The organism is Synechococcus sp. N5 (assembly GCF_900473925.1).
GTDB lineage: Bacteria > Cyanobacteriota > Cyanobacteriia > PCC-6307 > Cyanobiaceae > Parasynechococcus.
The window spans coordinates 464417-485384 of the sequence record NZ_UCNI01000006.1 but is presented as its reverse complement, the minus strand read 5'-3'; the positions used below and the strand labels follow the sequence as shown (position 1 = coordinate 485384).

Below are 20968 nucleotides of genomic sequence, written 5' to 3'. Positions count from 1 at the left end.
TCAACGGGCCAGTGCGGGTAACTGCTCCTGCTGTTCGGGAATCAGGGTGGAAAAGCCCAGATCCAGGGCCTTCTGACGCAACGTGGCAGGATCGGTTCCCGCCACCTCCGGCACGCAGGCTGCCCACCACACCAGGTGATCCTCCCGATTCACGTCCGTGATCGGACCGCCGGGGTTGAGGGTGCGCACGTAAACCATCGACGGCGTGCGTTTCACCCGCAAGGGCTTCTCTGGGGAGCAATTGACGCTCTCCACGTAGACGTTGAGATCCGATGCCGACTCCTCCCACAGGCTGTAGCTGCGGGTGTCGGGATTGGACGATGCTGGTTTCACCGCGTAAATCCCGATCGACAGGGTGCCGACGGGAGCAGGGCGTTCGATCAGCACCTTGAGATCGGCTGGCCGCGATTGCCGCATCTGCTCCAGCACCTGCTCGCGGTCGAAGCCACTGGCGGGTTGCAGGCACACCAGCCCGCCCAGGCCCAGCAGTGCCATTGACAATCGCAGACCCATGCCAGTGCCGTTCGCAATGCAGCACCATGATCGCAACATCTACCTGCATCGTCCTGAGCGGCTCGACTCTCGCCTTTGATTTCCAAGCCACCACCCCTTGTGCGGCCGAGGTGGTGGAGGCGATGGCGCCGTTCTGGAGTGCGGACTGGGGCAATCCCTCCAGCCGCCAGCATCGGCTCGGCCTCAGCGCCTCTGCAGCGGTGAAGCTGGCGCGGCGCCAGCTGGCGGAGGCGTTGGAGGTGAAGCCGGAACGGCTGGTGTTCACCAGTGGCGCCACCGAAGCCAACAACCTGGCGCTGCTGGGCCATGCCCGCGCCCTGGGAAGAGGCCATCTGATCAGCGTGGCCACCGAACACCACGCCGTGCTCGATCCGCTCCAGCAACTGCAACGGGAAGGCTTCAGCGTCACCCTGCTGACCCCAGGCCCCGATGGACTGATCAGCCCCGAGCAGCTGGAGGCGGCGATCACCCCCGAAACGCGGCTGGTGAGCGTGATGGCAGCCAACAACGAAATCGGCGTGCTCCAGCCGCTCGAGCAGTTGGGTGCCCTCTGCAAGACCCATGGCATCACCCTGCACAGCGATGGAGCCCAGGCCTTCGGGACGCTGCCGCTGAACCCTGATGCCCTGGGGGTTGACCTGCTCAGCCTCAGTGCCCACAAGCTCTACGGGCCCAAGGGCATCGGCGCCCTGGTGCTGCGGGAGGGCATCGTCATCGAACCGCTGCAATGGGGGGGCGGCCAGGAAGCGGGGCTCCGGGCCGGCACCCTGCCCACAGCCTTGATCGTGGGCTTTGCCGTCGCCGCCCGGCTTGCGCTGCAAAAGCAGGAGCAGCGCAACAGCCGTCTACAGCACCTGCGCGATCAGCTGTGGGAGGGCCTGCAGCAGCGTCTCCCCGGTGTACTGCTCAATGGAGCCCTGCAGCCGCGCCTGCCCCACAACCTCAACATCAGCCTTCCCGGGGTGAACGGCAGCCGCCTGCACCGGGCCCTGCGCCCGCACCTGGCCTGCAGCAGCGGCTCCGCCTGCAGCAACGGTGCCCCGTCCCACGTGCTCCAGGCGATCGGCCGCTCACGGGCAGAAGCCGAAGCCTCCCTACGGCTCAGCCTGGGGCGCGAGACCACAGCCGGCGACGTGGATCAGGCCATCACAGCGATCACCGACGCCGCAGCTGCCGCCGGGTTCCTCAGCGGTCGCTAAGCAGGGGCCACACGCTGGGCCACACGCCATTTGGCACTGCGGCTGCGGGGGTTGGCCTCCTCCTCCTGCTCGGTGGCCACCACCGGCTTGCGGGTGATTCGCTGCAAGCGCTCATCACGCAGAAAGGCGGTCTTGACGCGGCGGTCTTCCAGGGAATGGAAGCTGATGATTCCCAGAAGCCCCTCGGGCTCGAGCCAATCGGGGGCCTGCTGCAACAGGCGATCGAGCACCCCCAGCTCATCGTTCACCGCAATCCGCAGGGCCTGGAAAGTGCGGGTGGCGGGGTGAATCCGCCCCCGCCGCGCCTTGGGGGGATAACAACCGGCCACGGCGTAGGCCAAGGCCGCGGTGCCCCCATAGGCGCCCTTGTCCTTGAGGTCGGCTTTGAGCCGCCGGGCGATGCGACGGGAAAGCCGCTCCTCCCCGTAGCCATAGATCAGATCCGCAAGCTCGTTCTCCTCCAGGCGATCAATCAGCTCAGCCGCGGTCTCCCCCGCACCGCCGGCATCCATACGCATGTCCAAGGGACCATCCAGGCGAAAACTGAAGCCCCGCTCCGCCACATCCAGCTGCGGGCTGCTCACCCCCAGATCCGCCAGCACCATCACGGCGGGCTCGGGCGGCACATAGTCGGCAAAGTTGGTGGCCACGATCGAGACGCGATCACCGAAGGGGGCCAGACGCTCCGCCGCCGCGGCCCGAGCCGTGGCGTCCTGGTCCAGTCCGATCAGGCGCAGGCCGGGATGCTGTTCCAGCAACAGGGCGCTGTGGCCGCCGCCCCCAAGGGTGGCGTCGATCAACAGGCCATCCGCACGGGGGATCTGCCGGGCCGCATCCAGCACCGCATCGGCCAGCACGGGCACATGGCTGAAGGGGGGCACAAGCCACAGGCGAAGACTCCTTAAGATCTACTCATCGATCGGACCACCGCTCCCATGACGCAGCTGGAAACGCGCACGGAGCCCATGGTGGTGAACTTCGGGCCCCACCACCCCTCCATGCACGGGGTGCTGCGGCTCGTGGTCACCCTCGATGGTGAGGACGTGGTCGACTGCGAACCGGTGATCGGTTACCTCCATCGCGGCATGGAGAAGATCGCCGAGAACCGCACGAATGTGATGTTCGTGCCCTACGTGAGCCGCATGGACTATGCGGCGGGGATGTTCTACGAGGCGATCGTGGTGAACGCCCCGGAAAAACTGGCGAACATCCCGGTGCCCAAACGGGCGAGCTACATCCGGGTGCTGATGTTGGAACTCAACCGCATCGCCAACCACCTGCTCTGGCTTGGACCCTTCCTGGCAGACGTGGGGGCCCAGACTCCGTTCTTCTACATCTTCCGCGAGCGGGAGATGATTTACGACCTCTGGGAAGCCGCCACCGGCCAGCGGCTGATCAACAACAACTATTTCCGCATCGGCGGCGTCGCCGCTGATCTGCCCTGGGGATGGCTGGAGAAATGCCGTGATTTCTGTGACTGGTTCGGCCCCAAGATCGACGAATACGAAAAGCTGATCACCAACAACCCGATTTTCCGGCGCCGGATTGAAGGGTTGGGAACGATCGAGAAGGAGGACGCCATCAACTGGAGCCTCTCCGGACCGATGCTGCGCGCTTCCGGCGTGCCCTGGGATCTCCGCAAGGTGGATCACTACGAGTGCTACGACGACTTCGACTGGCAGGTGGCCTGGGAAAAGGAAGGCGACTGCTACGCCCGCTATCGCGTGCGCATCGAAGAAATGCGCCAGTCGCTCAAGATCCTGCGCCAGGCCTGCGACATGATCCCCGGCGGACCCACCGAAAACCTCGAGGCCAAGCGCCTCAACGAAGGCAAGGGGAGCGACGCTGCAGGTTTCGACTTCCAGTACGTGGCCAAGAAGGTGGCACCCACCTTCAAAATCCCCAACGGCGAGCTCTACACCCGGCTGGAATCAGGTAAGGGAGAGATCGGCGTTTTCATTCAGGGCAACAACGACGTCACCCCCTGGCGCTTCAAGATCCGCGCTGCCGACAGCAACAACCTGCAGATCCTTCCCCACATCCTCAAGGGACACAAGGTGGCCGACATCATGGCCATCCTCGGTTCCATCGACGTGATCATGGGATCGGTGGACCGCTGATCTCTGAACCGGTTTCTGCGGCGGTTGCAACGCGCGGGCTATCTGCTGCCCGCGACCGTGACCGGTGCGTTATGGCTGAAGGGCTTGCATCCAGGGATACCCGGCCTCGGCTGCCCGCTTCGCGCCCTCACCGGCGTGCCCTGCCCCACCTGCTTTCTGACCCGAGCAACAAGCGCAGCACTCACCGGTGATCTGGGCGGATCACTGCAATGGCATCTGTTTGGTCCCATTGCCGCCCTGGGGCTGGTGTTCTGGAGTGTGCTGGCGCTCCAGCAACGGCGTCTGATCCCCAGAGGTCTTCCCCTCTGGCCCCTGCCGGTGGTGACTGGAGGGGTGATCAGCTACTGGCTGCTGCGCCTAAGCACCAACAGCTGGCCCAGCGGCTGAGCGATCAGCGCAACAGTCCGCGCTGATAGGCGACGTTCTGAAGGAAGAAGCTAGCCATGGGAATCACCACAAAGCCGCCCAGACCACAGGTCAGCAGAGCCAGCAGCCCCACAACGATGCCCACCATCACCTCTAGGCCCACAAAGCTCAAACCGTTCTGCGAGCGGTAGACCACCTGAAACGAGTTAGCAAAGGCTTCACCGATGCTCATCTCGGTGACGAAGATGCGATTGATGAACACCGGCGTGACCAACGCCACCGCAAGGCCGGGAAGGATGCAGAGCAGAAAGCCAATGGTGGTGACCAGTGAAAAGAACAGCCCCGCCAGCACATAGCGCCACCAACGGCCGCTGAGCAACTGAGCAGCCACTGAAATCGTCACCACCTCCCCGCGTTCGTAGTAGAGGGCAGGAACAGCCACCAACAATACCGACAGCAGGCTGGCGAGGATCGAGAGAGGCAGCTGAACCAGTTGGGCGAGCACCGCCCCGAGCCCCAATGCCGCATCGCTGCTGCCGATGATCGCTGACACCACAACGAGGGTGAGGCCATAGACCAGAACAGCTAACAGCGACAGCACAATCGAGCCCACCCAGCTCACCAGCACCACGGGAATGTGCTGCAGGAAGGCCTGCCAGGCCTTCTGAATGGACGGGGGCTCATGAGCGATCGGCGCGGCCATGGTTCGGGCGGGATTTCTGTCAGGGTGACAGTCGGCACCGGCTCGAACAACACATCGCCATGACCTCTGCCCCCTGGCTGGAGCTGAGCCGAACCGTGCGCTTCAGCGACACCGATGCCGCCGGCGTGATGCACTTTCAGCAGCTGCTGGGCTGGTGCCACCAGGCCTGGGAGGAAAGCCTGGAACGCTTTGGCTTAGCGGCGGGATCGGTTTTTCCCGGCGGCCGCGGAGAGCAACCGAGCGTGGCCTTACCGATCGTGCACTGCCATGCCGATTTCCGCGCCCCGGTGCAGGTGGGCGACAAGCTGCTGATCCGCCTGGAACCGGAACGGCTCAATCCCAGCAGTTTTGCGGTGAACAGCCAGGTGCTGCTGGAGGAGCAGCTGGTGGCCCAAGGCTGCCTGCGTCATGTGGCCATCGACGTGCAAACCCGGCGCCGCTGTGCCCTGCCCGATGGCGTGGACCGTTGGCTGGAAGCATCAAGCCTCGGCCGCATCCAACCGCTTTAACCACTCCCGCCAGCGCTGGCGCTGCCATTTCCCCAGCGCCGAGGGGGCCAGGTGGGGGCACAACACCCAACGCCATGGCGTCTCCGCCGGCGGCCAAGGCCGAGTGAGGGCCTCAAGCCGCTGCAGCACCGCAGGGTCAGAACTGCCCACCAGGGCCACCAGCCGCTGCCCCCACTCCGGATCATCCACAGCAAGAAGCAGCACGGCACTCACCGGCAGCGATGCCGCCTGCAGCGCCGCCATCAAGCGCTGCTCCAGCTGCTCGGGGAACACGGTTTCCCCCCCGGAGTGAATGGCGCCATCGATGCGCCCGGCAATCTGGAGACCGGGGGTCAACGCGGCCTGATCCCCGGAGCGCCACCAGCCATCGCCATCCCTGAGGGGCACCCAACGCTCGGGTTGATCCGCCCGCCAACAGCCCAGCGCCAACCGATCAGTGCGCACCTCAAGCGCCCCATCAGCGGCCAGCCGCAGCTCCACATCCACCAGCGGGTCCCCACACCCGGGCTCGCCGGCCAGAAAGCGGTCCGGCGGGAGGGCCGCCACCATCGCCGCCGTCTCCGTCGACCCATAACAGGGCGACAGCGGCAGCTGCAAGGCCCGTGCCTGATCCGCCAGCGGAGACGGGAGAGCCGCACCACCGATCCAGATCAGCTCCAGCTGCTGCAGGAAGGCCACCCCATCGGGATGGGCCAGCAGACGTGCCAGCTGCGTGGGCACCAAGGACAGCACGGCAGAATTCGTCTCCCAAGCGGGCAGGCCCTGACAGAAGGCGAGCAAGTCAGTGGGGGTTTTCATCAACCCCGGCTCCAGTTGCTGATGCCCCGCGCCCCAGCAGCGGGCGCGCCACCAGGGCATCAGACCACTCACATGGGCCAGCGGCAGTGGATTGAGCAGGAGGGTGGAGGCCGGGTCCAAACCGATCCCCGTCAACCATTGGGCGGCGGAGGCAGCCGAACGGTCCAGATGCAGCGACGGCTGGGCGCAGCAACGGCTGCCGCCACTGCTGCCTCCACTGCGCACCAGCACCCCCGGTCCCGGCGGCAATTGAGCGATGGGAGCCGCGTCCGCCTCAGGTGACAGGACCACCCACTGCCCCGCCGCCAGCCCCTGCTCCAGCCGCTCGATCTCGCTCATGCCGCCGCGGCCCAGACCTGCTCTGGATCGTTGGAGAACATCGGCCCCGCTGGCGTCCAGCCGGGGGCCAGGCCCGGTGCTGCCGGCGTGGGGCCCTGGGCCTGAAGACCGGCCAGATGCTCCAGCCAGCGCCGACCGATGCCGGTTTCAAACGCCGTGCTCAGCATGCGTTGGGGCAGCCCCGCCTGCAGCTCCTGCAACAGCAGGCGTGGATCGCCCTCCAACGCGGGCCGCCGCACCTGCCAGCCGCTCCAGCTGCGGCGCAGCTCCGGCTGCTGGTCAAGCGATTCATCAAGGGCCACCGGCCCCAGCGCCGCCAACTGCTCCAGGCCGGCTTGATCCTCCACCGCCAGCGGCTGCTCCAACCAGTCCAAGCGAGGGTCATCGCGCAACCGCTGCATCCAGGCCTCAGCCGTGCTGCGATCCCAGCCGCCGTTGGCATCCAGACGCAGCCGGGCCGTGGGCGGCAGCCGCTGGAGCAGCTGCTCAAGCAGCTGACGCTCCAGACCATCTGGCGCCGTGGCCACCTTCCACTTGAAGGTGCAGCTCTCCAGGCCACCCATCGATGCCGCAGCAACCTCCAGGGCCGAAAGCATCGCCTCGCCAGCCGGCAGCAACAGCGCCGGGGCAGGAGCCTTGAGCCAGCCCTGGGGCGCAGCAGCACCCACCACACCCTGCAGCTCCGCCAAGGCCGCCCCAAGGCCAAAACCCACCGCCCCCGGGGCCTCCCGCAACAAAGCCTCCAACTGAGCCTGAGGAAGCTCGTCCGGCAGCGAAGCGAGAGCCTGCTCACAGGCCATGAACTGCTGCGGCTGCAGCGGAGCCACTTCGCCCCAGCCCACGGCCCCCTGCTCATCATCCAGCCGCAGCAACCAGCCACAACGCTCCCGCAGCTCGCCGGCTGCCGTGCGCAGCGGCTGCAGCAGGGCAAAGCGGAAGCGGCGACGCTGCAGCAGGAGCGTCATCCGCCGGTCCAGAAACGAGCCAGAGCCAGGCCCGCACTCAGCCCCAGACCATTCCAGCCCTGGAAGCGCAGGGCCAGAAACTTACTGCCACTGATCAGCTCCGGCCTGTCGTGGTGGCGCTGGAGCAGACGCATCAGCTGCACACCGGCAGGAAGGCCGAGAGCGCTCAACAACACCGTTGGAGGCCAGTCCCCGTGCAGCACAGGCACCCACTCCAACGCCAGCGTCAAGGCCACAAACCAGGGCACCAAAGCTGCCGCCCGGGCCGTGCCCAGACGCACCACCGGCGAGCGTTTGCCATGGGCGGCGTCCTCCTCCACCTGATGGAAGTGGGAGCAGAACAACACCAGGGTGGTCGCCAGGGCGGGGCCTGATCCCAAGATCCAGGCCGTGCCCCAAGGAATCGATGCTGCCCCCCGGGGCTGCAGCACCACAAGGGCCGCTGCGGTAGCAAAGGGTCCAAAGGCCAGCCAGCACAGGGGCTCACCCAGGCCGCGGTAGCCCAGGCGGAACGGAGGGCCCTGGTACACGTAACCCAGGCCGCAGCAGACCAACACCAGGGCCAGCACGGCCCCACTGCTGCTCCAGGCCAACCCTGCCATCACCAGCAACCCCAGCACCAGCGCAGCGGTCGCCCCCTGGGCGACACGGTCCCGGCAGCCGGTGAGGTTCACCACGGAATGGGGCTTGCCGGTGGCATCCACCCCCGTGGCCGCATCAAAAACATCGTTGCTGAGGTTTTCCCAAAGCAACAGCAGGATGGCCGCCAGCACAAAGCCCCCCAACTGCAGCCAACGCAGGGAGCCCGCCACCCCGAACTGCCAACCAGCCGCCAGCAGCACAGGCATCACAGCAACGGAATACATCGGCCACTTGATCGCTGCCTTCCACAAACGGCGCCGATCGGCGTAACGGGATGCGACAGCCTGCGGCTCAGACATGGACAGGACCCGTTCCCGCAGGGCGAAGACCCATACATTTGAGCAGTAACCCTGGCCGGAAACGCCGCGGATGTCGGCTGATTGTTGTTTCAGCACCCTCCTCTCCGCTGCCCAGCGGGGATGGTTGGCCTGTGACGGCGATGAAGCGCTGCTCAGCCTGGCCCTGCCGATCGAAGGGATCGATCCGCTTCTGGCCTTGCCGCAGCTGGCGGAGCAGGAAAGCCTGCAGGTGCTGTGGGACAGCGCGCCGGGTCTCTGCCTGGCTGCCGCAGGGCCCTGCCAGGAACTGGAGCTGGCCGGCAGCCGTCGCTTTGAGCAGGCCCAGCGCTTCGCCGACCTCTGCCTCAGCCGGCTGCACGACACGGCAGCGGACAGCCCAGCCCATGCACGGCCTCGGGTGCTGCTGCGCTTCCGCTTCTTTGACCAGGTGAGTGAGCGCCGCCGCAGTGAAGCGGTGGTGCCATCGGTGCAGGCGGTGCTGCCCCGCTGGCAGCTCAGCCGTCAGGGACGCCGCGGCTGGCTGCGGCTGAATGGGGTTGTGAGCAGTGCGGCGGACTGCCGCGAGCTGGCGGAACAGCTCTGGCTCAAGCACGAACAGCTGCTCAAGACGCCAGCGACGCCAACCCCCCTCAAGCCCCAGGCGCTGGTGGCGGCAACGGAACCGGAAACCTGGCGGCAGCGCTACGCCGCAGCCCTCACCCGCGGCATTGATCTGGTCAACAGCGGCGACCTGCACAAACTGGTGCTGGCCGTACAACACCGCATCGTTCTGGCCGACACCTTCGACCCCTTGCCGCTGTTGAAGCGGCTGCGGCGGCAGCAGGCCGGCAGCTGCCGTTTCCTCTGGCAACGTCACACCGGTGATGCCTTCTTCGGTGCATCGCCGGAACGGCTGCTCAGCCTGCGCGCCGGATGGCTGCGCAGCGATGCCCTGGCCGGCACGGCGGGGCAAGGGGATTCCGGGGCGCAGCTGCTGCGCTCCGATAAAGACCGCCGCGAGCATGAATTGGTGGTGGCAACCATCACTGACCAACTGCGCCGCAACGGCTTGACACCCCGGCGTCGCCGCCAGCCCCAACTGGCCCGCCACGGCAACCTCACCCACCTGCACACCCCGATCACAGCGGAAACCCATGGTCAGCCCGTGCTGGCGCTGGCTGAACAGCTGCACCCCACCCCTGCCGTCGCCGGGTTGCCGCGACGCGACGCGATGGCCTGGTTGCGCACCCTGGAACCGTTTGAACGGGGCAGCTATGCCGCGCCGATCGGTTGGATCGACAGCGCCGGTGATGCCGAACTGCGGGTGGCGATCCGCTGTGGTCACGCCCGCGGCTGTGAGCTGGATCTCACCGCAGGCGCCGGCCTGGTGCGAGGGTCCGTTGCCGAGCGGGAGCTTCAGGAAGTGAGGCTGAAGCTGGCCGTGCTGGCGGACCAGCTGGAACTTCAGACCAGCGCGCGCAACCGCTCGATCGTCTGATCGGCCAAAGGCTGGTTCATCAACCGCTCCACTTCCCGCACCCCAGTGGGGCTGGTGACGTTGATTTCGCTGAGCATGCCGCCGATCACATCGATGCCCACGAAGAACAACCCCTCCGCCCGCAGCGCCGGGGCCAGGGCAGCACATATCTGACGCTCCCGCTCAGTGAGTTCCGTGGCTTCCGCCTGGCCACCCACGGCCAGATTGCTGCGGAATTCTCCGGCTGAAGGACGCCGGTTGATCCCCCCCAGGGGATCACCGTCCACCAGAAGGATGCGCTTGTCACCCTCGGTCACGGATGGCAGAAAGGCCTGGGCCATCACCGGCAGGCTTTCCTGCTCCGTTACCAGCTCCAGCAGAGCCTTCAAACCCGGCGCCTGGCCGTTGACCCGAATCACCCCCATGCCGGCACGACCCCCCAGGGGTTTGAGCACGATCTCCTGCTGCTCCTGGGCAAACAAAAGCAGTTCAGACACCCGCCCCGCCACCAGCGTGGGAGCCATCCAACGGCTGAAACGTAGGGCCCCCAGCTTTTCGTTCCAGCTGCGCAGCGCACTGGGGCGATTGAGCACCCGCACCCCAGCCCGCTCCGCCACCTCCAGCAAATGGGTGGCGTACAGATACGCCTCATCAACCGGCGGGTCCTTTCGCATCCAGATCACGTCAAACCCAGCCAGCGCCTGACGTTCAGCCACCCCAACCGTGATCCAGGGCTCCGGCGTCACCGGCAGGGCAATCGCGAGGGGTTCATCGCCCCGTGCAATCAGATCGGAGGGCGTGCAGGCCCACACCTCATCGCCGGCGCGATGGGCGGCCTGCATCAGCGCAGTAGAGGAATCCTTGGCTGGATTGATCTGCCCCAGCGGATCCAGAACGAACAGCTGGCGCATCGATCAGGCCTTCAGCAGCGCATCGAGCTCACCGGCGCGATCCAGGGCATGGAGGTCATCACAACCACCGATGTGGCGATCGTCGATGTACACCTGCGGGACGCTGCGGCGACCATCACCCCGCGCCGCCATGGCATCCCGGGCAGGCTCATCCCCATCCACGCTGTGTTCGGTATAGCTCACCCCCTTGCGGTCCAGAAGCCCCTTGGCGCGGACGCAGAACGGGCAGGTTTGCCAGGTGTAAATCTCAACCTTGGCCATTGCGTTGGTGATGCCAGTGGTCGGATCCTATGCAGCTACTGCGCTGATAGCGTCAGAGGCTGATCAGGACCGAGTCCTTGCTGGATCTCACCGACTTCAAACGCGATCTCTCCGAGCTCACTGACCGCCTGGGCAATGCCCAGGACTGTCTTTGACGTTCCTGCACTGAACGCCAGGCAACAGGATCTCGAACAACTCGCGGCCCAGCCCGATTTCTGGGATGACCAGCAGAACGCCCAGAAGCAGATGCGGCGTCTGGATGAGGTGAAGGCCCAGCTGTCTCAGCTGGCCGGATGGCGCGGTGCGGTCGACGACGCCCAGGCCACCCTTGAGCTCTACGAACTGGAACCCGATGAGGACCTGCTGCAGGAAGCTCAGAACGGGCTGAACCAATTGCGCCAGGGGCTGGACCGCTGGGAACTGGAGCGCCTGCTGAGCGGCGAATACGACAAAGAGGGTGCCGTGCTCAGCATCAATGCGGGGGCCGGCGGAACAGACGCCCAGGACTGGGCCCAGATGCTGCTACGCATGTACACCCGCTGGGCGGAAGACCACGGCATGAAAGTGACCGTGGATGAACTCTCCGAAGGGGAGGAAGCCGGGATCAAGAGCTGCACGATCGAGATCGAAGGGCGCTACGCCTACGGCTACCTGCGCAACGAAAAGGGCACCCATCGCCTGGTGCGCATCTCACCGTTCAACGCCAATGACAAGCGCCAGACCAGCTTTGCCGGTGTGGAGGTGATGCCCAAGATCGAGGAGGAGGTCAAGCTCGATATTCCTGAAAAGGACCTGGAGATCACCACCAGCCGCTCGGGCGGCGCGGGTGGCCAGAACGTGAACAAGGTGGAAACGGCTGTGCGCATCCTGCACATCCCAACCGGGCTGTTTGTGCGCTGCACCCAGGAGCGCTCCCAGCTCCAGAACAAGGAGAAAGCGATGGCGTTGCTGATGGCCAAGCTGCTGGTGATCGCCCAGGAGCAACGGGCGGCCGAAATCGCCGACATCCGCGGCGACATCGTTGAAGCGGCCTGGGGCAACCAGATCCGCAACTACGTTTTTCAGCCATACCAAATGGTGAAAGACCTGCGCACCAATGAAGAAACCAACGATGTGCAAGCGGTGATGGATGGGGCCCTCGACCCCTTCATCGACGCCTCTTTGCGCCAGGGTGTCGACAGCCCTGGCGCCGATGCCGATTCCTGATCCCATGGCCAGCGAGAGCACCCCACCGCCGAGCTTCGTCAAACAGGCCATGCGCAACATGGTGCGCAAGGGCAGCAAGAGCCTGTTTCACTTCGGTCTCACCGCCATGGGCTTCCTCGGCTTCATCACCCTCGTGGCTTGGCTGGGGCGTCCGACCCTGCCGGGGTAGGCATGGAGCTCGACCTCGCACTGGATCGGGAGGGGGTGACGCTGCAACCCTCCGACAGCAGCGATCTACTTGATGACACTGCCTGGCTCCAGCAGTTGGAGCACTGGCTCAACGGCATCTGCGGCAATGCAAGCCTCGACTGCCCAACCCTGGTGCGTGCAGCGAAAGAGCTGAGCCTGGGACTGCGTTTCACCGATGACGCCACCATCGCGGATCTGAACAGCGCCTGGCGCCAGAAAACAGGCCCCACGGATGTGTTGTCGTTTGCCGCGCTCGACGACGCCGGCGACTGGATGGAAGGCCCCAGCATCGAACTGGGAGACATCGTGGTTTCCCTGGAGACGGCCCGGCGTCAGGCCCAGGAGCAGGGGCACAACCTTCAGCGGGAATTGCGCTGGCTGGTGAGCCATGGCCTGCTGCACCTGCTGGGCTGGGACCATCCCGATGACGAGAGCCTTGCCGCAATGCTGACCCTGCAGGAGAAGCTTCTTGAGGATGGGTGGCCTAGGCAACCCGGGTAGTCTTCGAAAAGCGGGCGTGTGGCCTGCGGAGTCCGAGTTCCGTTCCGATGACCACTGAATCGCCCCGGGCACCCTCCGCAGACGCAGCTTCAGAGGAGGTAGCCATGGTGCCCAATGCCATGCGACGTCGGGGCAGCTGGCGCATCGCCGGTGATCTGCCCTCGAGTTTTCGCTATGCCGCCCAAGGCCTGGGTTACGCCTTCTTCACCCAGCGCAACTTCCGCATCCATGTGGTGACGGGACTGGTGGTGTTTGGTCTGGCCACCTGGCTGCAACTGGATCTGGTCCGCCTGGCCGTGCTGGTGCTTACGGTGGCTGCCGTTCTGGTGTTGGAGCTTCTGAACACAGCGATGGAGGCGGTGGTGGATCTGGCCATTGGCCGGCGCTATCACCCCTTGGCCCGCATCGCCAAAGACTGTGCTGCCGCGGCCGTACTGACAGCCGCCATCAGCTCCTTGCTGATCGCTCTATTTCTCCTGCTTCCACCGCTCCTGCTCCGCCTGGGGCTCTGACTCCCGATTCGCAGATGCTGCTGGTCATCGACAACTACGACAGCTTCACCTTCAACCTGGTGCAGTACTTCGGTGAGCTCGCCGCTCAGCATCCGGTGGCAGCCGATCTGCAGGTGCATCGCAACGACGCCATCAGTCTCGAGCAGATCCGTGCCCTGAAGCCCGACGCGATCCTGCTCTCCCCAGGCCCTGGCGACCCGGATCAATCGGGCGTCTGCCTCGACATCCTCAAAGAGCTTTCCGCAACGGTGCCCACCCTGGGGGTGTGCCTGGGCCATCAGGCCATCGCCCAGGTGTACGGCGGCCGGGTGGTGCGCGCCCAGCAGCAGATGCACGGCAAGACCTCACCGGTGCTGCACAAGGGCGATGGCGTGTTCGCGGGACTCCCCCAACCGCTGACGGCCACCCGCTACCACTCCCTGATCGCCGAACGCGACACCCTGCCGGACTGCCTCGAGGTGACCGCGTGGCTCGAGGACGGCACGATCATGGGCCTGAGGCATCGGGAGCTTCACCACTTGCAAGGGGTGCAGTTCCACCCCGAAAGCGTGCTCACCGATCAAGGTCACCAACTACTGGCCAATTTCCTGCGGGAAGCTGAGGGATAACGCTGTTAGCGTCCGAAACACGTTCAACCCGTCCCATGTCCGTCCTGCGTTCCGCCGTGACCGCCGCTGCAGGCCTGGCAGTTGGCCTCACATCGCCGGCCTTGGCGGGCGCTGGGGTATCGATCAGCAGCTACGGGCAACGGGCATTGCTGATTCAGGGGGGCGGCCAGTCGGTGCTGCTCAACCCTTACAAGGCCGTGGGTTGCGCTGCGGGGCTGCCTGAACCCCGGCTGACGCCCGGCGTTGTTCTGGCCAATTCCGAACTCGCCGATGAAGGGGCCCGCGACGTGGCCGGCGGCCGCTTTCTCGCTCAGCCAGGGTCTTATCGCATCGGCGGCCTGAGCCTTGAGGGCTTTGCCAATCCCCACGACCGCGTGGGCGGACGCCGCTTTGGCAACGCCACCCTGTGGCGCTGGCAGCAGGGTGGCCTCAGCTTTGCCCATCTCGGTGCCACCGCTGGAGAGCTCACGGCTGCTGACCGCGTGCTGCTCGGCAACCCCGATGTGCTGATCATCGGCGTGGGTGGCGGCAGCAAGATCTACACCGCCGAAGAAGCTGCCGCGGTGGTGAATCAGTTGAATCCCAAGCGCGTCATCCCAGTGCAGTACGTGACCGGAGACGCGCCGGAAGGCTGTGATCAAGAGGCTCTGCAGCCCTTCCTCGATGCCATGGGTGGGACCGCCGTGCGCCGGGTGGGCCGGTCGCAAACCCTGCCGGGCAAGCTCGACGACACCACCGTGATCACGGTGATGCAGTGATCAGCGCATCCAGCTGATCTCTGTCCCAACCCGCCAGCACAACCAACAGCAACAACACCCTGGCTTTCTGGGGGTTGAGACTGCCCGCGGGAAGGAGCCCGAGCCGTTCATCCTCGGAATCGCGATGTACGGGTCCAGATCCACAGCGGTTGGCCCGCAGCACCAACGGCCGCTTCCCGGGCCAAGCCTCAAGCGCCGAACGCTCAGCCGCCGACAACTGGCCGGCGCCGGTGCCGGTGAACACCAAGCCCTCAACGCCGGCGTTGAGGCAAGCGTTGAGCAGGAGCGGCTCTGGCTCCACACACCCGTAGACGATCGGCACCTGGGGCCATTGCTCAGGCAAATCGAGCCCAGCAAAGGGCACCTGCCGGGGTCCACTCGCCGTGGGCAGATGAACGCCAACGTCATCCACCCAGCCCAAGGGCCCGCGACCGGGACTGGCGAAGGCCCCCACCCCCTGGGTGGCCAGCTTGGTGACCCGCTGGGCGGCATGGATCTGGCCATCCATCACCACCAGCACGCCCTGACCACGCGCTTCTTGGCTTAAGGCCACCTGCACCGCCTGCAACAGATTCAACGGCCCATCGGCACTAAGGGCCGTGGCCGGCCGCATCGCACCCACCAGCACCACCGGCCGAGGGTCGTCGATCAAGAGCTGCAGCAACCAGGCGGTTTCCTCCAACGTGTTAGTGCCATGGGTGATCACCACCCCGGCCAGCTCGGGGTCTGCCGCAAAGGCAGAACGAATGCGCCCCACCAGCGCACGCCAATGGGCAAACAGCAGATCAGCGCTGTCGACATTGGCGATCTGCTCAACACTGATCGCCGCCAGGTCCTGCAGCTGCGGCACCGCCACCAGCAGGGCATCACCCCCCAGCACGCCCGCGGTGTAGTTGTTCAGCGTTGCACTGTTCTCCGCACAGCCGGCAATGGTGCCGCCGGTGGCCAGCAGCAGCAGGCGGTTCATCGCTCCAGGGGGAGGAACGCCTCCATGAAGCGCTGCATCTGGCTTGTGGTGCCGATGCTCACCCGGAAGCAACCATCGATCAAGGGCTTGCCTACCATCGAACGCACCAGGATCCCCGCCTCGCGCAACGCCGCATCGACCTCCGCCACCGAACGCTGGGGCCAGATCAGCAGATAGTTGCCGCCATCGCAGTGGTGGCGCACGCCAGCGTCATGCAGCGCTTGCAGTGTCCAGTCGCGAGCCCGCAGCACCTCGGCCACGTAGGCATTCACATACGACTGATCCGCCAAGGCGGCAAAGGCCGCGGCCACGGCCACGCTGTTCACGTCGTATGGCCCCGTGACGCGACTCACCCGATCCACCACATCGGCATGGCCAATGGCAAAACCAATCCGCAACCCCGCTAAACCAGCTGTTTTGGCCAGGGAGCGGAACACCAGCAGGTTCGGTGTGGCCGTGAAATCTGAGCTCGGCAGCACGCTGTCTCCGGTGAAGGCCTCGTAGAGCTCATCCACCACCACCAAGGTGCCCGGGGCTGAGGCCGCCAAGGCGATCACCTGATCGGCTGGCAAGCGCGTGCCGGTGGGGTTGTTGGGGTTGCAGATCAACAGCAACCGTGGCGCTCGAGATGCCAATGCCTCCTGAATGGCGGCGAGGGGGAAGGCGAACGTCTCGCCCTCGTAGGGAATCGCCTCGATTGTCATGCCCTGCATCCCGGCGCAGGGGCTGTAGTAGCCGAAGGTGGGCGCTGTGGTGAGCAATGTCTCACCTGCATCGCCATAGGCCTGGAACACCGCATGGATGGCGGCATCCACGCCGTTGAACAGGCCCACCTGATCAGGCTTTAATCCCGGCCGGCAGCCGGTTTCCTCCAGGTTTTGGAGCAACGCCTCCCGCAGGCCGTCGTACTCCGGATAAACGGCAATCTCTTCGCTGCTGAAGTTGCGCAGGGCCTGGGCCACCAAGGGGCTTGGACCAATCGTGTTCTCGTTGAAATCCAGCCGCAGCATCTGGCGGCGGCCCTCCAACGGCGCGCTGTAGGCCTTGAGCCGCTCGACGGCGGCGCGGGCCGCCGGAGCACCACCGGGTGTGAACGGTTGAGTGTTGTCGCTCACATGCGGTCCAGGGTGGCGATGCCCAGCAGTCCGAGCCCCAGTCTGAGGGTGTCGGCCGTCAAACGGCAGAGGGCGAGGCGGGATGCCAGCGCTTCAGGATCGGCCTTGAGCACCGGCACCTGGTCGTAGAAACGGTTGAACACCTGGCTGAGCTCGAACAGATAGCTGCACAAGCGGTTGGGCAGCAGCTCCTCCTCCACCTCTGCGATCACGGCATCGAACTTGAGCAGCTCCCGCACCAGGGCCCACTCCTGGGGCTCGCTGAACTGCAGTTGGGCATTGGTGGTCGCAAGGTCGCCCCCCTTGCGGGCGATGCCGGCGATGCGCACCACGGCATAGAGCAGATAAGGCGCCGTGTTGCCCTGCAGCGCCAGCATCCGGTCGAAGGAGAACTGGTAATTGGTGATCCGGTTCTGGCTGAGGTCGGCGTATTTCACCGCCGCCAAACCCACGGTGCCCGCCACATGCTGGATGAACTCCTCCGACTCGCTGCGCTCCTCCTCCTTCAGGCGTGAACGCAGATCGGTTTCGGCGCGCTCGACGGCTTCATCGAGCAGATCCCGCAGACGCACGGTGTCGCCGGCACGGGTTTTGAGCTTCTTGCCGTCTTCCCCCTGCACCAGGCCAAAGGGCACGTGCTCGAGGCGCGCACCGTCCGGGATCCAGCCGGCCCGTTCGGCCACCTGGAACACCCCGGCGAAATGGTTCGCCTGGCCGGCATCGGTGACGTACACCACCCGGCGAGCACCATCCCCTTCCGGAGCTGCTCCAAAGCGGTAGCGGATCGCCGCCAGATCAGTGGTGGCGTAGTTGAAGCCGCCGTCGCTCTTCTGCACGATCACCGGCAGGGGCTTGCCGTCCTTGCCCTGCACGCCCTCAAGGAACACGCACTGGGCACCGTCATCGGTGACCAGCAGCTCAGCGGCCTTCAGGCCATCAATCACCGCCGGCAGGAAGGGGTTGTAAAACGACTCGCCGCGTTCGCTCAGGCGAATGTCGAGCCGGTCGTAGATCTTCTGGAACTCGCGCCGCGACTGGTCGCAGAGCAGGCCCCAGGCCTTGAGCGACACCGGATCGCCCCCCTGCAACTTCACCACCTCGTCGCGGGAGGTGGACTGGAACGCTTCATCGTCATCGAAGCGCTTCTTGGCCTCGCGGTAGAAAGCCACGAGATCTCCAAGATCCACCGCATCGGCGGTGTCCAGGGCTTCCGGCGCCACCTGCTTGAGGTGGGTGATGAGCATGCCGAACTGGGTGCCCCAGTCGCCCACATGATTGAGGCGCAACACCGGATGGCCGCGGAACTCGAGCACCCGCGCCAGGGAGTCGCCAATGATCGTGGAGCGCAGATGCCCCACATGCATCTCCTTAGCGATGTTGGGGCTGGAAAAATCCACCACCACCGGCGACGCTTTGCTGACCGCCGGCACGCCGAGACGCTCGTCCCCCAGCCGTGCCGACACCTCCGCCGCCAGCCGCTCCGGGCGGATCGTGAGGTTGATGAAACCCGGCCCGGCGATCTGCGGCTCCAGGCAGAGGTCGGTGAAGGCAGGATCAGCCTGCAGCTGCTCCACGATCGCCGTGGCGATCTGCCGAGGAGCCTGCTTCAAGGGCTTGGCCAGGGGCAGCGCGCCATTGGCCTGGAAGTCGCCGAATTCCGGCTTGCTGGCAGGGGCCAGTTGGGGGTCCAGCCCCGCATCGACCTCCGGGAAGGCCCGTTGCATCGCCGCCCGCAGCTGGGCATCCAGGGACTGGGACAGGCTGAGCATGGGCAGTGCGTGGCCGGGGGAATCCGGCTCTGATCATCCCTCTTCAGGTGAAACGCATGCTCAGGTCCAACCAGCGGCTGCGGGTGACCGGCGCGCTGGTGGAGATCAGATCGATGCCGGTGGCGGCGTAGGCCTGCAACTGCTCCGGCTGAATGCCGGAGGCCTCAAGCACCACCCCACCGGCGCTGCAGTCCCGCAGACGTGGCACCAGCTGCCTGAGCTGCTCGGGGCTGAATTCATCCAGCAGCACCCCATTGGCGCCCGCCTGCACCGCCTCCAGCGCCTGAGCCTCCGTCTCCGCTTCCACAATCACGGCCGTGGGCCAGGGGGCCTGCTCACGCACAGCCGTGATGGCCGCTGTGATGCCCCCTGCCCAGGCGATGTGGTTCTCCTTGAGCATGGCGGCGTCATCCAGCCCCATGCGGTGGTTGATGCCGCCGCCGCAGCGCACCGCGTATTTCTCCAGCAGACGAAGCCCAGGGGTGGTCTTGCGGGTGTCGGCCAGACGCACACCGGTGCCCTGGAGCTGGGCCACCAATTCAGCCGTGGCGGTGGCGATGCCCGAAAGCCGCATGGCCAGGTTCAAGGCGGTGCGTTCCCCCGCCACCAAGGCCGTGGCGGCCCCCTGCAGCTCCAGCAGGCAGTCCCCTGCCTCGACGGCGTCGCCGTCCTGCCGCAGCAGGCGAAGGTTCACCCCAGGATCCAGATGCTGGAACAAGCGCTGCACCAACGGCCCACCACAGAACCGGCCCGGTTGTTTGGCGACCCAATGGGCCTGACCCTGCTGTCCCTGCAAGGCAGCCGCCGTTAGATCACCGCGGCCGATGTCTTCCGCCAGCCAGGCCTCCAAGGCAGCGTTGAGTGCCGGGGATTGCCAGTCCAAACCGTTTCAGACGTCCGCTGAACCTATTTTCCGATGCAGAAGCGCGAAAACACCCGATCCAGAACCGCTTCGGTGAGCTCTTCTCCGGTGATCTCCCCCAGCGCGCGGATTGCTTCGCGAAGGTCGATGGTCCAGAAGTCCCATGGGAGCTGCTGGGCCGCCACCTCCTGGCTGCGGGCCAGGGCTTCGGCGGCTCGGGAGGCCAGATCGCGTTGGCGTTGGTTCAGCGCCAGCAGCACCCCTTCGGTTCCTGCAGCACCACAACGCTCCAGCAGGGCCTGCACCAGGTCGGCCTCCCCCGTGCCCTGCAAAGCCGACAACTGAACATCCACCGGCTGGGGGAAGGCCCCCGCCGGGAGATCCGCTTTGTTGGCCACCAGGATCCTGGGGATCTGCTCAGGGATGCGCGCCAGCAAGGCAGCGTCTTCAGCGGTCCAGCCCGCATGGCCGTCGAGCACCAACAGCACCACATCCGCCGTGGCCAGCGCTTCCTCGCTGCGGGCAATCCCCAGCTGCTCCACCGCGTCATCAGTGCTGCGGATGCCGGCGGTGTCGAGCAGGGTGATCGGCACCCCCTCCAACACGATCTCGCTCTCCAGTAGATCTCTGGTGGTGCCCGGCAGATCGGTCACGATCGCCCGCTCGCGGCGGCTGAGCCGATTGAGCAGGGAACTTTTTCCAACATTGGGGCGACCCACCAGGGCGACCCGCAGGCCCTGGCGCAGGGCATCGCCCCGCTCGCCATCGCGCACCAGCTGTTGCAGCTCCAGCCGCACGGCTTGCAGTTGCTGCAGCAGGGCCTCGCCATCGAGGGGCGGCAGGTCCTCCTCGAAATCCACCCGTGCTTCCAGTTCGGTGAGCTGATCGAGCAGCCGTTCCCGCAGCGCCGTGATCTGGGCCTGAATGCCGCCATCGAGGCCCGCCATGGCCAACTCGGCCGCCCGGCGGCTGCGGGCTGCCACCAGCTCACTCACCGCCTCGGCACGGGTGAGATCGAGCCGGCCGTTGAGCACGGCCCGCTGGCTGAATTCGCCCGGATGGGCCCGCCGCACTCCCGGCTGCCGCAACACCTGTTCGAGCACCCGCTGCACGGCGATCACCCCGCCATGGCAGTGGATCTCCACCACGTCCTCACCGGTGAAGCTGCGGGGCCCGCGCATCAGCAGCAGCAGCACCTCATCGAGTCGGCGGCCCTCGCCATCGATCACATGGCCGTACACCACCCGGTGCGATCCCCACTCCTGTCGGCCCGGGCAGTGCACCACGCTGCGCCCCGTCGCTTCCGCAGCCGGCCCGGAGAGACGAATCACGGCGATGCCGCCCTGCCCTGGGGCCACGGCGGTGGCCACGGCCGCAATCGTGTCGGTGCTGGGCACAGC

Annotated in this window: 24 protein-coding genes; 11 read left to right on the top strand and 13 right to left on the bottom strand. The window is 66.0% G+C overall.

Going from position 1 to position 20968, the window contains the following annotated elements; translation table 11 throughout:
- The gene (locus DXY03_RS07890; RefSeq protein ID WP_115009910.1) at positions 1-513 is read right to left on the bottom strand and encodes a hypothetical protein; all 513 of its coding nucleotides are present in this window, start codon (positions 511-513) and stop codon (positions 1-3) included.
- A gap of 26 nt (positions 514-539) precedes the next feature.
- Here DXY03_RS07890 and DXY03_RS07885 point away from each other — a divergent pair, with 26 nt between their 5' ends.
- The gene (locus DXY03_RS07885) at positions 540-1712 is read left to right on the top strand and encodes a cysteine desulfurase family protein (protein ID WP_115009909.1); all 1173 of its coding nucleotides are present in this window, start codon (positions 540-542) and stop codon (positions 1710-1712) included.
- On the opposite strand, the gene rsmH is transcribed toward DXY03_RS07885, so the two are convergent.
- Positions 1709-2593, bottom strand: a complete 885-nt coding sequence (gene rsmH, locus DXY03_RS07880) for a 16S rRNA (cytosine(1402)-N(4))-methyltransferase RsmH (protein WP_115009908.1) — start codon at positions 2591-2593, stop codon at positions 1709-1711. The two genes, DXY03_RS07885 and rsmH, sit on opposite strands and share 4 nt — an antisense overlap.
- A 54-nt stretch (positions 2594-2647) precedes the next feature.
- Here rsmH and DXY03_RS07875 point away from each other — a divergent pair, with 54 nt between their 5' ends.
- Entirely contained in the window at positions 2648-3832 is a 1185-nt protein-coding gene (locus DXY03_RS07875; protein ID WP_115009907.1) for an NAD(P)H-quinone oxidoreductase subunit H, read from the top strand.
- 24 nt (positions 3833-3856) lie between these two features.
- Positions 3857-4219, top strand: a complete 363-nt coding sequence (locus DXY03_RS07870; protein WP_115009906.1) for a DUF2752 domain-containing protein — start codon at positions 3857-3859, stop codon at positions 4217-4219.
- A 4-nt stretch (positions 4220-4223) separates the two neighbouring features.
- Here DXY03_RS07870 and DXY03_RS07865 read toward each other — a convergent pair whose 3' ends face one another.
- A complete protein-coding gene (locus DXY03_RS07865; RefSeq protein WP_115009905.1) occupies positions 4224-4901 on the bottom strand; it encodes a hypothetical protein in 678 nt (225 codons plus the stop codon).
- Between the two features lie 59 nt (positions 4902-4960).
- Between DXY03_RS07865 and DXY03_RS07860 the strand changes: the two genes are divergently transcribed.
- Positions 4961-5410: a thioesterase family protein gene (locus tag DXY03_RS07860; protein WP_115009904.1), complete on the top strand. Its 450-nt coding sequence runs from the start codon at positions 4961-4963 to the stop codon at positions 5408-5410.
- On the opposite strand, the gene DXY03_RS07855 is transcribed toward DXY03_RS07860, so the two are convergent.
- Genes DXY03_RS07855 through menA form a run of 3 tightly spaced genes read right to left on the bottom strand, consistent with a single transcriptional unit; the run spans position 5381 to position 8453 of the window.
- Complete coding sequence (locus tag DXY03_RS07855; RefSeq protein WP_115009903.1) at positions 5381-6547, bottom strand: AMP-binding protein; 1167 nt, start codon at positions 6545-6547, stop codon at positions 5381-5383. The genes DXY03_RS07860 and DXY03_RS07855 overlap by 30 nt on opposite strands.
- Complete coding sequence (gene menC / locus DXY03_RS07850; RefSeq protein ID WP_115009902.1) at positions 6544-7512, bottom strand: o-succinylbenzoate synthase; 969 nt, start codon at positions 7510-7512, stop codon at positions 6544-6546. The genes DXY03_RS07855 and menC overlap by 4 nt, the downstream gene beginning before the upstream one ends.
- Complete coding sequence (gene menA / locus DXY03_RS07845; RefSeq protein ID WP_115009901.1) at positions 7509-8453, bottom strand: 2-carboxy-1,4-naphthoquinone phytyltransferase; 945 nt, start codon at positions 8451-8453, stop codon at positions 7509-7511. Before menA ends, menC begins: the two co-directional genes overlap by 4 nt.
- A 70-nt stretch (positions 8454-8523) precedes the next feature.
- On the opposite strand from menA, the gene DXY03_RS07840 reads away from it, so the two are divergent.
- Positions 8524-9930, top strand: coding sequence for an isochorismate synthase MenF (locus DXY03_RS07840; protein ID WP_115009900.1), 1407 nt, complete (start codon positions 8524-8526; stop codon positions 9928-9930).
- Here the strand turns inward: DXY03_RS07840 and gshB are convergent.
- Together gshB and grxC are read right to left on the bottom strand one after the other, a co-directional pair.
- Positions 9897-10820, bottom strand: coding sequence for a glutathione synthase (gshB, locus tag DXY03_RS07835; RefSeq protein WP_115009899.1), 924 nt, complete (start codon positions 10818-10820; stop codon positions 9897-9899). The two genes, DXY03_RS07840 and gshB, sit on opposite strands and share 34 nt — an antisense overlap.
- A gap of 3 nt (positions 10821-10823) precedes the next feature.
- Positions 10824-11081 (bottom strand): glutaredoxin 3, encoded by a 258-nt coding sequence (grxC, locus tag DXY03_RS07830; RefSeq protein ID WP_115009898.1) that lies wholly within the window; start codon positions 11079-11081, stop codon positions 10824-10826.
- A gap of 77 nt (positions 11082-11158) precedes the next feature.
- On the opposite strand from grxC, the gene prfB reads away from it, so the two are divergent.
- The 6 genes from prfB to DXY03_RS07800 all read left to right on the top strand — a co-directional run bounded on the left by prfB (position 11159) and on the right by DXY03_RS07800 (position 14855).
- Positions 11159-12287 (top strand): peptide chain release factor 2 gene (gene prfB / locus DXY03_RS07825; protein WP_114987631.1). Its coding sequence is split into 2 segments (ribosomal slippage): positions 11159-11233 and positions 11235-12287, totalling 1128 coding nucleotides; the frame shifts between segments, so codons are not numbered across the junction.
- On the top strand, positions 12274-12456 hold the full coding sequence (locus DXY03_RS07820) for a DUF3285 domain-containing protein (RefSeq protein WP_006851191.1): 183 nt from the start codon (positions 12274-12276) through the stop codon (positions 12454-12456). The genes prfB and DXY03_RS07820 overlap by 14 nt, the downstream gene beginning before the upstream one ends.
- A 2-nt stretch (positions 12457-12458) precedes the next feature.
- On the top strand, positions 12459-12977 hold the full coding sequence (gene ybeY, locus DXY03_RS07815; RefSeq protein ID WP_115009897.1) for an rRNA maturation RNase YbeY: 519 nt from the start codon (positions 12459-12461) through the stop codon (positions 12975-12977).
- A 104-nt stretch (positions 12978-13081) separates the two neighbouring features.
- A complete protein-coding gene (locus DXY03_RS07810; protein WP_244272362.1) occupies positions 13082-13489 on the top strand; it encodes a diacylglycerol kinase family protein in 408 nt (135 codons plus the stop codon).
- A 14-nt stretch (positions 13490-13503) separates the two neighbouring features.
- Entirely contained in the window at positions 13504-14097 is a 594-nt protein-coding gene (locus tag DXY03_RS07805; RefSeq protein WP_115009895.1) for an aminodeoxychorismate/anthranilate synthase component II, read from the top strand.
- A 35-nt stretch (positions 14098-14132) separates the two neighbouring features.
- Entirely contained in the window at positions 14133-14855 is a 723-nt protein-coding gene (locus DXY03_RS07800; protein ID WP_115009894.1) for an MBL fold metallo-hydrolase, read from the top strand.
- Here the strand turns inward: DXY03_RS07800 and DXY03_RS07795 are convergent.
- From DXY03_RS07795 to mnmE, 5 genes are read right to left on the bottom strand one after another with little or no spacing between them, the layout of a single operon-like run.
- A complete protein-coding gene (locus DXY03_RS07795; protein WP_115009893.1) occupies positions 14839-15822 on the bottom strand; it encodes an asparaginase in 984 nt (327 codons plus the stop codon). The two genes, DXY03_RS07800 and DXY03_RS07795, sit on opposite strands and share 17 nt — an antisense overlap.
- Complete coding sequence (locus DXY03_RS07790; protein WP_115009892.1) at positions 15819-16937, bottom strand: histidinol-phosphate transaminase; 1119 nt, start codon at positions 16935-16937, stop codon at positions 15819-15821. Before DXY03_RS07790 ends, DXY03_RS07795 begins: the two co-directional genes overlap by 4 nt.
- Complete coding sequence (gene argS, locus DXY03_RS07785; RefSeq protein ID WP_115009891.1) at positions 16934-18706, bottom strand: arginine--tRNA ligase; 1773 nt, start codon at positions 18704-18706, stop codon at positions 16934-16936. Before argS ends, DXY03_RS07790 begins: the two co-directional genes overlap by 4 nt.
- Before the next feature lie 43 nt (positions 18707-18749).
- Positions 18750-19589: a carboxylating nicotinate-nucleotide diphosphorylase gene (nadC, locus tag DXY03_RS07780; protein ID WP_115009890.1), complete on the bottom strand. Its 840-nt coding sequence runs from the start codon at positions 19587-19589 to the stop codon at positions 18750-18752.
- A gap of 23 nt (positions 19590-19612) precedes the next feature.
- Positions 19613-20965, bottom strand: coding sequence for a tRNA uridine-5-carboxymethylaminomethyl(34) synthesis GTPase MnmE (gene mnmE / locus DXY03_RS07775; RefSeq protein ID WP_115009889.1), 1353 nt, complete (start codon positions 20963-20965; stop codon positions 19613-19615).
- Positions 20966-20968: the final 3 nt, after the last annotated feature.

What these genes read in the sequence shown, in the direction of transcription:
- DXY03_RS07890 (WP_115009910.1), bottom strand. Translation starts at nt 513, where the DNA reads ATGGGTCTGCGATTGTCAATGGCACTGCTGGGCCTGGGCGGGCTGGTG.
- DXY03_RS07885 (WP_115009909.1), top strand. Translation starts at nt 540, where the DNA reads ATGATCGCAACATCTACCTGCATCGTCCTGAGCGGCTCGACTCTCGCC.
- DXY03_RS07875 (WP_115009907.1), top strand. Translation starts at nt 2,648, where the DNA reads ATGACGCAGCTGGAAACGCGCACGGAGCCCATGGTGGTGAACTTCGGG.
- DXY03_RS07865 (WP_115009905.1), bottom strand. Translation starts at nt 4,901, where the DNA reads ATGGCCGCGCCGATCGCTCATGAGCCCCCGTCCATTCAGAAGGCCTGG.
- DXY03_RS07860 (WP_115009904.1), top strand. Translation starts at nt 4,961, where the DNA reads ATGACCTCTGCCCCCTGGCTGGAGCTGAGCCGAACCGTGCGCTTCAGC.
- DXY03_RS07855 (WP_115009903.1), bottom strand. Translation starts at nt 6,547, where the DNA reads ATGAGCGAGATCGAGCGGCTGGAGCAGGGGCTGGCGGCGGGGCAGTGG.
- menC (WP_115009902.1), bottom strand. Translation starts at nt 7,512, where the DNA reads ATGACGCTCCTGCTGCAGCGTCGCCGCTTCCGCTTTGCCCTGCTGCAG.
- menA (WP_115009901.1), bottom strand. Translation starts at nt 8,453, where the DNA reads ATGTCTGAGCCGCAGGCTGTCGCATCCCGTTACGCCGATCGGCGCCGT.
- DXY03_RS07840 (WP_115009900.1), top strand. Translation starts at nt 8,524, where the DNA reads ATGTCGGCTGATTGTTGTTTCAGCACCCTCCTCTCCGCTGCCCAGCGG.
- gshB (WP_115009899.1), bottom strand. Translation starts at nt 10,820, where the DNA reads ATGCGCCAGCTGTTCGTTCTGGATCCGCTGGGGCAGATCAATCCAGCC.
- grxC (WP_115009898.1), bottom strand. Translation starts at nt 11,081, where the DNA reads ATGGCCAAGGTTGAGATTTACACCTGGCAAACCTGCCCGTTCTGCGTC.
- DXY03_RS07820 (WP_006851191.1), top strand. Translation starts at nt 12,274, where the DNA reads ATGCCGATTCCTGATCCCATGGCCAGCGAGAGCACCCCACCGCCGAGC.
- ybeY (WP_115009897.1), top strand. Translation starts at nt 12,459, where the DNA reads ATGGAGCTCGACCTCGCACTGGATCGGGAGGGGGTGACGCTGCAACCC.
- DXY03_RS07810 (WP_244272362.1), top strand. Translation starts at nt 13,082, where the DNA reads ATGGTGCCCAATGCCATGCGACGTCGGGGCAGCTGGCGCATCGCCGGT.
- DXY03_RS07805 (WP_115009895.1), top strand. Translation starts at nt 13,504, where the DNA reads ATGCTGCTGGTCATCGACAACTACGACAGCTTCACCTTCAACCTGGTG.
- DXY03_RS07800 (WP_115009894.1), top strand. Translation starts at nt 14,133, where the DNA reads ATGTCCGTCCTGCGTTCCGCCGTGACCGCCGCTGCAGGCCTGGCAGTT.
- DXY03_RS07795 (WP_115009893.1), bottom strand. Translation starts at nt 15,822, where the DNA reads ATGAACCGCCTGCTGCTGCTGGCCACCGGCGGCACCATTGCCGGCTGT.
- argS (WP_115009891.1), bottom strand. Translation starts at nt 18,706, where the DNA reads ATGCTCAGCCTGTCCCAGTCCCTGGATGCCCAGCTGCGGGCGGCGATG.